General features: G+C 57.9%; 11 protein-coding genes. 4 read left to right on the top strand and 7 right to left on the bottom strand.

Annotation, left to right across the window (positions count from 1 at the left end; genetic code table 11):
* The first annotated feature begins 226 nt into the window (after positions 1-226).
* The 3 genes from AS189_RS18435 to AS189_RS20425 all read left to right on the top strand — a co-directional run bounded on the left by AS189_RS18435 (position 227) and on the right by AS189_RS20425 (position 2,156).
* Positions 227-610 carry a hypothetical protein gene (locus tag AS189_RS18435; protein ID WP_129587343.1) on the top strand — a complete coding sequence of 128 codons (384 nt, stop codon included), beginning with the start codon at positions 227-229 and terminating at the stop codon, positions 608-610.
* 227 nt (positions 611-837) lie between these two features.
* A complete protein-coding gene (locus tag AS189_RS18430) occupies positions 838-1,986 on the top strand; it encodes a glycosyltransferase (RefSeq protein ID WP_237759923.1) in 1,149 nt (382 codons plus the stop codon).
* 5 nt (positions 1,987-1,991) lie between these two features.
* On the top strand, positions 1,992-2,156 hold the full coding sequence (locus AS189_RS20425; RefSeq protein WP_181035993.1) for a hypothetical protein: 165 nt from the start codon (positions 1,992-1,994) through the stop codon (positions 2,154-2,156).
* A 72-nt stretch (positions 2,157-2,228) separates the two neighbouring features.
* Here the strand turns inward: AS189_RS20425 and AS189_RS18425 are convergent, their stop codons facing one another.
* From AS189_RS18425 to AS189_RS18400, 6 genes are all read right to left on the bottom strand, one after another.
* Positions 2,229-3,269, bottom strand: a complete 1,041-nt coding sequence (locus tag AS189_RS18425; RefSeq protein ID WP_237759922.1) for a hypothetical protein — start codon at positions 3,267-3,269, stop codon at positions 2,229-2,231.
* Positions 3,270-3,693: 424 nt separating this feature from the next.
* Complete coding sequence (locus tag AS189_RS18420) at positions 3,694-5,067, bottom strand: MmgE/PrpD family protein (RefSeq protein ID WP_062292293.1); 1,374 nt, start codon at positions 5,065-5,067, stop codon at positions 3,694-3,696.
* 179 nt (positions 5,068-5,246) lie between these two features.
* Positions 5,247-6,698 carry an aldehyde dehydrogenase family protein gene (locus AS189_RS18415; protein ID WP_062292289.1) on the bottom strand — a complete coding sequence of 484 codons (1,452 nt, stop codon included), beginning with the start codon at positions 6,696-6,698 and terminating at the stop codon, positions 5,247-5,249.
* A 66-nt stretch (positions 6,699-6,764) separates the two neighbouring features.
* Complete coding sequence (locus AS189_RS18410; RefSeq protein ID WP_082634434.1) at positions 6,765-7,874, bottom strand: zinc-binding dehydrogenase; 1,110 nt, start codon at positions 7,872-7,874, stop codon at positions 6,765-6,767.
* Positions 7,871-8,233 (bottom strand): zinc ribbon domain-containing protein, encoded by a 363-nt coding sequence (locus tag AS189_RS18405; protein WP_337589185.1) that lies wholly within the window; start codon positions 8,231-8,233, stop codon positions 7,871-7,873. Before AS189_RS18405 ends, AS189_RS18410 begins: the two co-directional genes overlap by 4 nt.
* Before the next feature lie 56 nt (positions 8,234-8,289).
* Entirely contained in the window at positions 8,290-9,108 is an 819-nt protein-coding gene (locus AS189_RS18400; protein WP_062292281.1) for an N-acyl homoserine lactonase family protein, read from the bottom strand.
* 387 nt (positions 9,109-9,495) lie between these two features.
* Here AS189_RS18400 and AS189_RS18395 point away from each other — a divergent pair, with 387 nt between their 5' ends.
* The gene (locus AS189_RS18395) at positions 9,496-10,605 is read left to right on the top strand and encodes an alcohol dehydrogenase catalytic domain-containing protein (RefSeq protein ID WP_062292278.1); all 1,110 of its coding nucleotides are present in this window, start codon (positions 9,496-9,498) and stop codon (positions 10,603-10,605) included.
* 77 nt (positions 10,606-10,682) lie between these two features.
* Here the strand turns inward: AS189_RS18395 and AS189_RS18390 are convergent, their stop codons facing one another.
* On the bottom strand, positions 10,683-11,375 hold the full coding sequence (locus AS189_RS18390; RefSeq protein ID WP_062292273.1) for a GntR family transcriptional regulator: 693 nt from the start codon (positions 11,373-11,375) through the stop codon (positions 10,683-10,685).
* Between the last annotated feature and the right edge of the window lie 51 nt (positions 11,376-11,426).

The following is an 11,426-nucleotide window of genomic DNA, read 5'->3' as shown; positions in this document are numbered from 1 at the left end:
ATCGTGGCAATACTCAAGAAAAGATCAAGATGCTCAAGGAAACGGCCTAGAAGCTAGCCGAAAGGTTAGGAGAATGAGGCCTTCCTTGAGGGTTTACTTAAGCTTCACGCAAGTAGTTGGGTAGGAGCCAAAATACTCGTTACTTCCACCCCTCGGGGCGTTAGTGTTGATACTCAAGGCACGTCTACTAAGGCATAACCAAGCGGTCGGGAGGCGTACGAACAGAATGACAGCTGCTAAATTGCCACTCGTCTGCGCGGCAACTCTTCACTCCCTGGAAGAATCCCTCGATGGAGAGCGGGAGCTCTGCCGTAATTTTGTGTGCAGGTACGTAGAGATGTGGCCTGGGCGTTTTGAACGGATTTACGATGCTGTCAGCTCGGGCCATAACGAGGAGGCCTTGGACTCAGCCTTGAGCCTGCGCAGTTCCTCCCTGATGGTGGGCGCAGCCCAGCTGGGAAAGCTGACCAATGATCTTATCCACCTCTTGGGATCAGGGCGTCCCTCCGCAACAGCCAAGAAATTGGCTGCACTGCAAGCCTGCGGGAATCAGACGGCCTGGCAATTGACCACGTCTTATGTTGATCCGGCGCAAGGCACACATATTTGAGCCATTAAGTGGCGAAGGGCCCCCGTGTGAGGGGCCATTCGTCGTTTAAGGCCACGAGCTGGACGCGATTTCATGCAGCATCCCCGCACTGGTGTGCTGTCTTGAGCATTCCCTGCGACAGTCCTGCGGTAGTTCTGTTTCAATCCTGACGGTTTCTTGTCTGTTGGTTAAGTTGCCGCTGTCAAAGTAATAAATGACAGCGAAACAAGCCCACGGGGAGGAATCTGATGCAACACCAGAAGATGATTGATGCAGGGAAACTCCCCAGCGCTTTGCAGAAGATGACTGCGGACATCCGCCAGGGTGCCCATCGTGCCGGTGGCGGCGGTGTGACAGTTCTGGTCCCCGCCCACAATGAAGCCGACGCGATCATCGAAACCCTCGAATCGCTGGAACTGCAGACGCGCCGTCCGGACCGTGTGATTGTCATTGCGGATAACTGCACGGATGCCACAGAGCAGCTCGCTGCAGATTTCGGTGCCGAGGTCATCAGCACCGTAGGAAACACTGACAAGAAAGCCGGTGCGCTGAACTTCGCGCTGAACGGGATCCTTGCGGATGCCGATCCGGATGATCTGATTCTGGTGCAGGATGCCGATTCCCAGTTGTCGCCGGACTTTATCGAGAACGCCGTGCGGCACCTGAGCGCCAATGACAACCTCGGCGCTGTCGGCGGTGTTTTTCGCGGCGGTCCCGGTGGCGGGTTCGTTGGTCACCTGCAACGCAATGAGTACGCCCGGTACGCCAGGGATGTGAAGCGGCTCCACGGGAAATGCCTTGTTGTCACAGGCACGGCTGCACTGTTTCGAGTACGCACCCTGCAGGGGGTCTCCACCGCCAGGATCATGGGGCTGCTGCCGGCTGGAAACGGCCACGGCGGCATCTATGACACCTCGGTTCTCACCGAAGACAACGAGCTGTCCTTCGCGCTACTCACCTTGGGCTACAGCATTGCCTCACCCGCCGATTGCACTTTGGTCACCGAGGTCATGCCCACTTGGCGCGAGCTGTGGGCGCAGCGGCTCCGCTGGAAGAGGGGAGCGGTAGAGAACTGCGTGCAGTACGGCTGGACCAAGATTACCCGTCCCTACTGGGGCCGCCAAGTGCTCTCAATGATTGGCGTTCTGGTGACCATGGCGTATTTCTCCTCGATCGCCGTCGCCCTTGGATCGGGTCAGGGCCTGCATGTGCACGCCTTCTGGATGGCTGTGACAGGCGTCTTCGTGATCGAACGGATCGTGACAGTGCGGCTGAGAGGCTGGAAATACATGCTGCTGGCGGCCACCATGTACGAAACAATCATTGATCTCTTCCTGCAGGTGGTTCACGCCAAGGCCTACATGGATGCAATTTTCAACAAGAAGAAAGTCTGGTAATCATCATGTACAACAACCCCACAGCACCCATGGCAGCAGGAGCAGGATCGGCCGCTCTCGCCATGACCGGCGCAGGCCAACTGTTTTGGTTCGCGCTTGCAGCCTTCGCGATGCTGGCACTCGGCATGGCAATAAAGCGCATCGTTCCGGTGCGCGCCCAAAAGTCATAGCCATAATCCCTTGGCTTCGATGCTGCCGGGAACCGTTGACGCTCCGCCACGGTTCCCGGCAGCATCAACCGGCTAGCCTATGGGTGCCGTGGCGGCTGAGTACTTGGCGACCGTGGTGTAACCAGCTTTAGAACCAGTGACCCGCACCTTGATGGTGTCGTCCTTATCAGCCTGAACCAGCTTGTACGTTTTGGCTGTGGCTCCCGGGATGGCTGTTCCCGAGCGGTACCACTGGTACTGCAGAGTTGTTCCCGCGGTCCAGGTTCCGGTATTCGCCGTCAAGGTGTAGCCGGTCCGCAAGGTGCCACTAATGGTCGGTGTGGGCGCTGTGAGCGTCAGAGGCGGAACAACTCTCGGCGTAAAGGAGAAATCACGCACGACGACGGTTTCCGGCACCACGTGCGCCGGGTCGCCACCACCGCCCCCTGTGACCCAAAGGTTGAAGTGGATGGCTTCCTTGGCTGGCACGGGGACAGTAGCCCCCTGCATGACTGTCCTCTTGAGCAAGGCACCGGAGTAACCTTCACCGGCATATGTTTCGAAGGTCAATTTGCCCGGCTCCCAGATCAACTTATGGGTCAGGATGAGATCGTTGGTCACATCAAAGGTGATGGTGCTGTTTCCTTCGCCGGCCGGTTTGCTGGCATCAAACCAATAACCATGGCCTTGGGTAACAGGCCAGGATTCACCATAGCTACCTCCTCCTCCCCAAGCAGAGGCTTCACACAAATCGATCTCGTTGAAACCTGGCGCCGCCTCGGGGTCATAGGGGAAGAGGCAACCCCAGACCACTTCTTTCTGGAGCAGGTTGATGTTCTTCTCCACGGTGGTGCTGTACGTTCCGTAGCCGAAACCCTGGCGCGTGGACTGAAGTTCAGCTCCCGCCGGTGCCGATCCGCTCGGGTTGGAAATCTTCAAGGTTACGTAGCCGTTGGCGTCAGGGTTGCTGACATTTGCCGGATCAAAACTCTGGTTGTATTGCGGAGCCCCGCCCCAGAATCGCTTCTGCCAGTTGAAACCCTTCCACGCAAAACTGCCGGCGGGACCTGGATCCTCCGCTGCCGCTGACGTGTTGTCAGCGTGGGATGGGACTGCTCCTGCCAACATGCACATGCTCACCGCCACGAAGAGCGCAAGGTGTTTTCCCCTCCTGGAGAATGCGCTCCGTGTGGGGGGAAATGATTTTTTCTTCGTGTGAAGAAGCGCCAATACCGTCCGTGACATAGCTGAGACCTCCGCTGTTAGGTAACCCCGGTGATCGCTATGGTCCCGGGGGTAGGCAAGTCGGCATATCCCGGCTTGCCTGTGAGCCTGGACATCTGCCCAGTCACTTAGCCACATGCCCCACCCAACGCATGCAACTCCTTGATTATGGGACACGTCACCCAATTTTTGGGCCTCCTGAGCCGTGCCCTGCACCTGATCCATTTGATTCACGCGGCTTTCTCTCCGGCGTCGAGCGTCTGACGGCCCTCACACTCCTCGTGAAGGCCGTTTGGTAGACGCCAAGTTCAGCAGTAGATAGGGTCCCTCGGCCTCAGCGAGATTCCAACACGGGGGAGGCGAGCTCGCCGAGAACGGAGCGTGTGGATTCTGTCCTCGGGCGGTCATAGATACCGAGAAGCCTTTCTGCCTTTTCAGAGCCAACAAGTCCAGCCGCTTTGGCCAAAAGATCTTCCTTGGTAGCGCGAGCCCCAGGTGATCCACGGTATGCATCTGTCCTTGAAATCAGTACCGTGCCGTCCGTCAGTTTGATCTGGGCTTCCGCTGTCCAGGCGGCGGGGAAAGCATCTTCAACTGTTGGGGACGTAACACACCGCACCTTCTGCATCAGGGGCAGGAGGTCCGGGGCAAGCTCGGCTGCGAGATCGAACTGCTCTACCGTTGCGGTCCCCGTAGTGAGGGCGAGCGCGGCGCCGAAGAACATGTTGAACTGCGCGTCGACGGCCGAATTAACGTGAAGTTTCGCTGCGGCAGGAACGCTGACAAGACGGGCCCCGGCCTCAATGACAGCGAGTTCGACGTCGGTAATATCGGCAGCGGTGAGCCCCGGCCTTTGCTTGGCCACATCAAGCAGTAGATCAAGGTTGCCGTGCATGTAGCGACAGCACGGGTAGAGCTTGATACTCGTACGCCAGGCGTAACCGCCAGCGTCGAGAGGGACGTCACGTTCTGGCATGAATCCTTGACCGTAGTTGGTGAGGAATCCATCGCGTCCTTCAAGGGCAGATTCCGGGGCGATGAACCCTGCCCCGGCCAGCCGTACCGCACGGACACCCACAGCCGCCGCGTGGCCAGCGTTCAAACGCTTGGTCCATGCCCCGTCTGAGAGGAATTCGAGGGAGCCTGCCGCCAGGTTCGAGGCAACACCGATGGCATTGACGGTCTGTTCCATCGTCAGCCCCCGAAGCCGCGCCACAGCGGCACTTGCGCCAATGGCACCGGCAACGCCGGTGGGGTGAAAACCGCGACCGTAGCTTTCCGCCGCCCCCAGGACTACCCCCACATGGCACATGATGTCGTACCCGACGGCGGCCGCGTCCAAGAGTTCACCCAGATCGGTTCCCTGTTCCTCGGCGACGGCTAGAAGCGCAGGAAAGATCACCACACCGGGGTGAAGCGACGCCTCTTCGAAGGTGTCGTCAAGCTCAAGTCCATGGGCGGTGATGCCGTTGACGAGCGCCGCATCCTCGACTCCCAGCTTGAGGTCATAGCCGATCACCGAGGCCGGGCCATCGGATGAATGCAGTGGTGTGTAGGCGAGTCTGGCAGAGCGCGCAGATTCCCGTTCGCCCCCACCGAGAGTGATGGCGAGGAAATCGTAGAGAAGCGCTCGCATCCAGTCGCTGCGCTCAGGTGAAAGCGACAACGGTGCCAGTGCATGAAGTGCGTATTTTTGCGCGAGGGACATGAGAGTCCTTTCCTCATCAGCAGCGCATCCGCTGTGATGGACCGGATTAGAGGAACGTGGGGCGTCACCGCCGATGAGCGGCATCAAGGTGCAGGTAAACGAGGATTAAATGTTTCCAGAAAGCCGCTGCAGGGCTACCTTCACCCCCGGCATGAGGGAAGCCCCGCAGCGGTCTATGGTCACAGTTTCACAATGACTGTCTTTGTGGCCGTGTAGGCATCCAGTGATTCAAGGCCCTTTTCACGTCCATAGCCGGACTTCTTGAATCCACCGAATGGGTACTCCACGCCTCCACCGGCCCCATAAGCGTTCACATAGACCTGTCCGGCTTGCACACGTCGGGCGAGTCGGTGAGCCCGTGAAACGTCCTTTGTCCAGACCGCGGCCATGAGCGCATAGTCGGTCCCGTTGGCCAAGGCCACGGCCTCATCCTCGTCTTGAAAAGTCATTGCCACCAGAACAGGCCCGAAAACCTCGTTCTGAGCAATATCTGAGGTGGCGTCGACGCCGGCGATGATGGTGGGTTCAAAGAACGCTCCTGTTTCAAACGACGTTGGAATATTTCCGCCGGTAATAATCGTTCCGTTCGCTCCCTGCACGAAGTCATTGACACGCTTTTGTTGTTTGCGCGAGACCAGCGGGCCCAGATCAAGATCGTCGGAGCCCGGACCAATCGTCACAGCTTCGAAGTTCGTCTTCAATTTTGCAAGTAGTTCCTCTTCTACATCGACGTGAACAAGGAGACGGGAACCTGCCGAACATGTTTGGCCAGCGTTTTGCAAGATCCCTTTGGTAATGAAGGACGCAGCCTGGTCCAGATCTGCATCTGGGAAGACGATGTGCGGGCTCTTTCCGCCAAGTTCTAGCACTGCCGGGATAACGTTTTGAGCCGCGGCTTCAGCAATTGAGGTACCAACCGCCGTCGAGCCCACAAAACCAATATGGTTGATTCCCGGGTGTGCGGCGAGTGCCGCGCCGGCCTCGATACCGATGCCGGTAACAATGTTCAGTACGCCAGCCGGGATTCCGGCTTCGATAGCGAGTTCGGCGATTCGGACTGCAGTACGCGGTGTTTCATCCGCAGGCTTGATCACGACTGTGTTGCCCGTGGCGAGTGCCGGTGCGACAGCCCGACCAAACAGCTGCATGGGGTAGTTCCAGGCAATGACCGATCCGCAAACACCGAGAGGTTCGCGGCGGGTGTACACATGGAAGTTCTCGTCTACGGGAAGGGCCAGTCCATAGTAAGAGTCAATGGCCCGGGCATAGAAGGTGAAGTATCTGGCCAGAACGGTGGCATCAGTGCGTGCCTGAGTGAGTGGTTTGCCCGTATCTTCGGATTCGAGTTGGGTTAGCTCGTCGGCGTTGGCAAGGATCAACGCGGCTAACGCCTGCAGTAAATCTGCGCGGACTTCGGGTTTGGTTGCCGCCCAGCCTGCCTGTGCGGCACGGGCGGAAGCCACGGCCTTGTCGACGTCGTCCGCGTCGCAACGAGATACGTCTCCGAGGACGGCTCCCGACGCTGGATCGATGTTCTGGTAGGTGTTTTTTGCGGCTATGTGCTGACCGTCAATGAAAGCTGTGGTTGCCACAGTCAGTGCTGTGGATGGTGAATTTGTCGTGTCAAGCATGATTCTCCAAGGTTGTGGGGAGGGCAAAGAATGTCAGGGCGGCGATGCCGCCCTGACATTAGCGGTTTAGTCTCCGATGACGATGCCGGCTCGGGTTACTTGCCGAGATTCTGCTGCGGCAACAGCTTCGGCCACCTGATCCAAGGTGTAGTCGGCGTCGACTAGTGATTCCCAAGGGAAGTGAGGTGTATCGGCAATAAATTGAACGGCTTTACCCAGAACCTCTAGGGGGTACCGGATAGCGGCACGGATCTGAACACCGGTTCGGGTGAACAGCCCGGGGTCAAAGTCGGTGAACTTGTTCGGTGAGATGTTACCGATTTCCACGACGATGCCGCCGGCTCGGGCAGAACGAACTGATTCTGAGAACGCGGAGGGTACGCCAGTGAGATCAATGACGACGTCGGCCCCACCTCCGGTAGCGTCCTTGATCATTTGCACACGTCCATTGCCGTCAGCTGCTTGTGAGAGATCAATCGTGTGCTTGGCTCCGAATTCCTTTACCTTATCCAAACGCGACGGGGCCATCTCGGCAACGAAGACCTCAGCTCCGAGCGTTGATGCAACAGCCGAGGCACAGACACCCAAGCCACCGGCTCCAAAAATGACAACCTTGTCACCGTAAGAGACTTCGCCCAGGAGACAGCCGTAGTACACCTGTGACAAAGCACAGTTGGCTGAGGAAGCTGCCTTTGAGGAGACTTCGTCGGGGACCTTGTACACGGCTTGGTTTGGCCCTACCGCGTAATAAGTGCCGAACGTTCCGAAGAAGTGCGGAGCCACATCAGAAGGCGTCGACCAGCCGGTGTAGGCGTTGCGGCAAATATTGCCGTGCCCGTTATTGCATTCAGGACAGCGACGGCACGCCTGGAAGTAGGTGGCAACGACCCTGTCACCGACGCTAAGCGGCTGGCCCGAGAAATCCGTGCTGACGCCTTCCCCCAGCGCGGCGACGCGGCCGATGCCTTCATGCCCCATAACGCAGCCGGGACGAACAAGCGGATGATTTCCGTGGAGGATGTGGACGTCAGAGCCACACACATTAGCGCGAATCATTTTAACGACGAGCCCACCCGCAACCGGGCTTGGCATCTCATAGCTTCGAGCCTCGATAGTGTCGACATCAGCCAAGGTAATGGCTGTCCCGACGAGAGTCTCTACTGTTGTGGTTGTCATTTGTTCTCCTTGGCAGTCGTGGGGGAGGAGGACTGGCTGGCGGCCGTCGCGGCAGCCACAGACGCACCGATATCATCACCGGCACGGAGCGGTCTCCCAGAGAAAATACCTTCGTGGGCGAGGATCGGGCGCCTATCGCCAGCAAGCTCAACATACTTCTCTTCGAGCCTTTCGCGTCGCTCGATCTTTTTCCTCCAGTGCGAGACTGCATCAGGATGGCCTCGGCCGATACCTTCCCAACTGTGCGGCATTTCCGCTCTGCTGGGTCCGGCATCAGCTGCGCCGCCGATGTTCATCCGGCTGGGCACCCGGTTTGTCTCAGAGCCGCATCCGGGGCAATGCGGGTTCGCTGCGCTCATTGATTCCACCCCGGCCTCAAAGCGGTGTCCGCTGGAGCAACGGAAATCGTAAAGGATCATGAGTAGAAGCCGTCCGGTGCGAACGTGAGCTGCTTCTTCTGTTCCTCGTCATGGCCGAAGATCACTTCCGCGTTAGTCTTCTGAGCAATCCTGCGAAGTTTCTCAACTGATTCCAGCCACGCCAGGTTGTTCCAGACAATCGCGGCACCCACTGCTGGCGGGCCCCACGAATCGGCAAGGTATACGGCATCGGAGGTGAAGAGCTTCGTTCCATCGTTTTTGAGATCTACTTGCAAGGACATAGTGCCCCACGTGTGACCTGGCGTCTGAATGACGCTGACCCCAGGTGCAATTTCTTCGTCCCCTTTGATGCCGCCAATGTCCAGCCCCAAAAAGTCATCAGGGATGTGGGCACCTTGGCTGTAGCTCTCGATGGAGGCAACGCCGTCGAGCTCCGCCTGACTCGTCAGGATGCGAGTCTTTCCGTTGTCAAACATGCGGGCGTTCGCCGCGTGGTCGAAGTGGAGGTGCGAAAGAACCAAGATGTCGATGTCACTGGGGGTGAGCTCAAGCTGGGCGAGGCTTGCATCGAGATACCCGGTGTTGCCTGCGGGATCATCGAGGACAGGGAAGAATTTGTCGAAACCTGTTGGGCCCCAATGCTGTTCCCAATTCCGCGGAACGCCGGTGTCCCAGAGGATGCGGCCTTCGGGATGCTCGATGAGAACGGCGTGGGTGGGGACTTGTCCCCAAGCGCGTTCTTCGTGACGGTGATCCCGGTCCTTAATGACGCGTCCTGGCTTGAGTAGTAGCCATGAAAGGTCGGCTTCCATGGTGCCTGATTCCAAAATATGAAGCTTAATCTCATCAACCATGTTGCAATCTCCTTTTGATTGACTTCCCGCCCGTGAAGAGGGCGGTAGGTGGCTCTAGATCGATTAATTCAGTGACACCCGTCACGCTAGTCGAATATATTCGGTTGGTCAACGGGGGTTACATGAGTCAGTTTCTCCTGATAGATTCTGGGAATATTACAAAATATTCGTTGCAAGAAACGACTCGACACTGACAGTCAAAGCGTCCTTGACGTAATACGTGCGAACTAAGCGGGTAGGGCGCTGGCCCGTATCAGGCGCTAGCTCAATAGCTTTCTCCTTAGGGCGTTTGCCGGCTCACACCGGATCGACGACCAGACGGCACAGGTTCGCCTGCAGCCGCCGCAAGAAACCACATGAAGTCAACAGAAATATTAGGGAGCATTCATGAAGATCACCGGAGCTGTTCTTGAAGAAATTGGGTTGCCCCGCCCGTATGCGGAGTCAAAACCCCTCAAAATTGTGGAACTTGAGTTGGACGAGCCTGGCCCCGACGAAGTGTTGATCCGGATCCGTGCTGCAGGCCTGTGCCACTCCGATCTATCTGTTGTCGATGGAAACCGAGTGCGACCCACTCCCATGTTGTTGGGTCATGAGGCCTCGGGCATCGTGGAAAGGCTGGGTGAAAACGTCACTGATCTCGAAATTGGCCAGCAAGTCACCACAGTCTTTCTGCCTCGCTGCGGTGACTGTGACAACTGTCTGACTGATGGAAAGCTGCCCTGCACCCCAGGTTCGATTGCCAATAACGCTGGCTATTTGGTAGGTGATAACTACCGGCTTCACCGGGATGGGCAGGACATCTTCCATCATGTTGGCGTCTCGGGGTTCGCCACTCACGCGGTCCTGAATCGCACGTCGGTGGTTGCCGTCGGTGACGACGTACCCCCTGAGATCGCTGCAGTCCTCGGCTGCGCTGTGCTCACAGGCGGCGGTGCAGTTATCAATGCCGGGAAACCGAGGGACGGCGACGCTGTGATGATCGTTGGGCTCGGCGGCGTCGGCATGGCGGCATTGATCACCGCTATCTCACTGGGAAAGGGCAAGGTCATCGGAGTGGATGCCAACCCCGAGAAGCTCATTAGGGCAACGGAGCTCGGGGCGAGTGAGGTATACACGCCGGAAGAGCTGGCTAAAAATGGTGTCAAGGCGCCGGTGGTCATTGAAGCGGCTGGGCACCCTCGGGCATTCGAGACGGCTGTCGCAGCGACAGGTGTTGGTGGCACAACGGTTACGGTCGGGCTTCCATCGCCTGATGCGCGTTCGAGCATTGCACCGCTAGGTCTGACGGGAGAAGCACGCACAATCATTGGGTCCTACCTCGGCTCATCGGTACCGTCCCGCGATATTCCGTTCTATGCCCAATTGTGGCGTGAGGGAAAACTTCCTGTTGAGGAACTGATATCGGAGCGCATCAACTTCTCCGAGATCAATGATTCGCTCGATAAACTGGCTGACGGTTTGGCTGTGCGCCAAGTGATCATATTTGATCACTAAGTAGGGCAGCAAGAACTAGGGAGGGTGCGGCACTAGTGCCTCACCCTCCCTAGTTCTTTAAGTCATGGCCGCTACCTTCAGACGCCGGCTGTTGTGGTGGGATTTCCATCTTGAGCGGCGGCAACGCGTGCATCGAAGTGAGTAGCAAGCAGCTCTCCCGCGTGAATGATGTGCTCTTGCATGGCTGTCCGCGACGCGTCGGGATCCAGGGACTTGATGCAGAGGAGTAGTTCGGCGTGATCTTCCATTGTGGCCTGGGGCCAGCCAGGAATTGAAGCGTAGAACTCCCGCGGTACATACCGTGTTGTGATTCCTAGAACCCAGATGATTTTCCGAGAATCAGCCATCAAATTGATTTCGCGGTGGAAGGCATGGTTCTTCTCTTCCAACAGCGCATGGTCTTTCCTTGCCGCAGCGGCAATGAGTTCGTGATGCAGGGCCTCGAGTTCATCCGTACCGTGGTCGCTAGCTTTTTCGGCAGCACGAGCTGCGAGTTCGCCGCCGATCAGCGCTTGGACCCGAAAAATATCGCGAATGTCTTGTCCCGTCAGCGGCGAGACTTGGAACCCTCGGCCGGGGACTAGGTCGAGGAAACCCTCAACTCGCAGAGCCTGCAATGCTTCGCGTGCCGGTGTTGTGGATATTCCCAGTTCCTCGCCGACGACTTCCGGCCGAACGGACGTGCCAGGGCGAAGCTCACCCGACATGATGAGACCCCGAATGTGGGCGGAAGCCTTCTCGCTCAGTTGCGGGCCTTGCCTGCTGCTCATATGCTGGCTCTTTCTGTTCAATCGACCCACCTAACATACCGCATCGACCAC

The sequence above is a fragment of the Arthrobacter alpinus genome (assembly GCF_001445575.1).
Taxonomy (GTDB): domain Bacteria; phylum Actinomycetota; class Actinomycetes; order Actinomycetales; family Micrococcaceae; genus Specibacter; species Specibacter alpinus_C.
Note: the sequence above shows the minus strand (reverse complement) of the source record. Positions and strands in the feature narration are given on the sequence as shown.

Coding starts and splice junctions, on each gene's coding strand:
- AS189_RS18435 (WP_129587343.1), top strand. CDS start 227: ATGACAGCTGCTAAATTGCCACTCGTCTGCGCGGCAACTCTTCACTCC.
- AS189_RS18430 (WP_237759923.1), top strand. CDS start 838: ATGCAACACCAGAAGATGATTGATGCAGGGAAACTCCCCAGCGCTTTG.
- AS189_RS20425 (WP_181035993.1), top strand. CDS start 1,992: ATGTACAACAACCCCACAGCACCCATGGCAGCAGGAGCAGGATCGGCC.
- AS189_RS18425 (WP_237759922.1), bottom strand. CDS start 3,269: ATGTGCATGTTGGCAGGAGCAGTCCCATCCCACGCTGACAACACGTCA.
- AS189_RS18420 (WP_062292293.1), bottom strand. CDS start 5,067: ATGTCCCTCGCGCAAAAATACGCACTTCATGCACTGGCACCGTTGTCG.
- AS189_RS18415 (WP_062292289.1), bottom strand. CDS start 6,698: ATGCTTGACACGACAAATTCACCATCCACAGCACTGACTGTGGCAACC.
- AS189_RS18410 (WP_082634434.1), bottom strand. CDS start 7,874: ATGACAACCACAACAGTAGAGACTCTCGTCGGGACAGCCATTACCTTG.
- AS189_RS18405 (WP_337589185.1), bottom strand. CDS start 8,233: ATGAGCGCAGCGAACCCGCATTGCCCCGGATGCGGCTCTGAGACAAAC.
- AS189_RS18400 (WP_062292281.1), bottom strand. CDS start 9,108: ATGGTTGATGAGATTAAGCTTCATATTTTGGAATCAGGCACCATGGAA.
- AS189_RS18395 (WP_062292278.1), top strand. CDS start 9,496: ATGAAGATCACCGGAGCTGTTCTTGAAGAAATTGGGTTGCCCCGCCCG.
- AS189_RS18390 (WP_062292273.1), bottom strand. CDS start 11,375: ATGAGCAGCAGGCAAGGCCCGCAACTGAGCGAGAAGGCTTCCGCCCAC.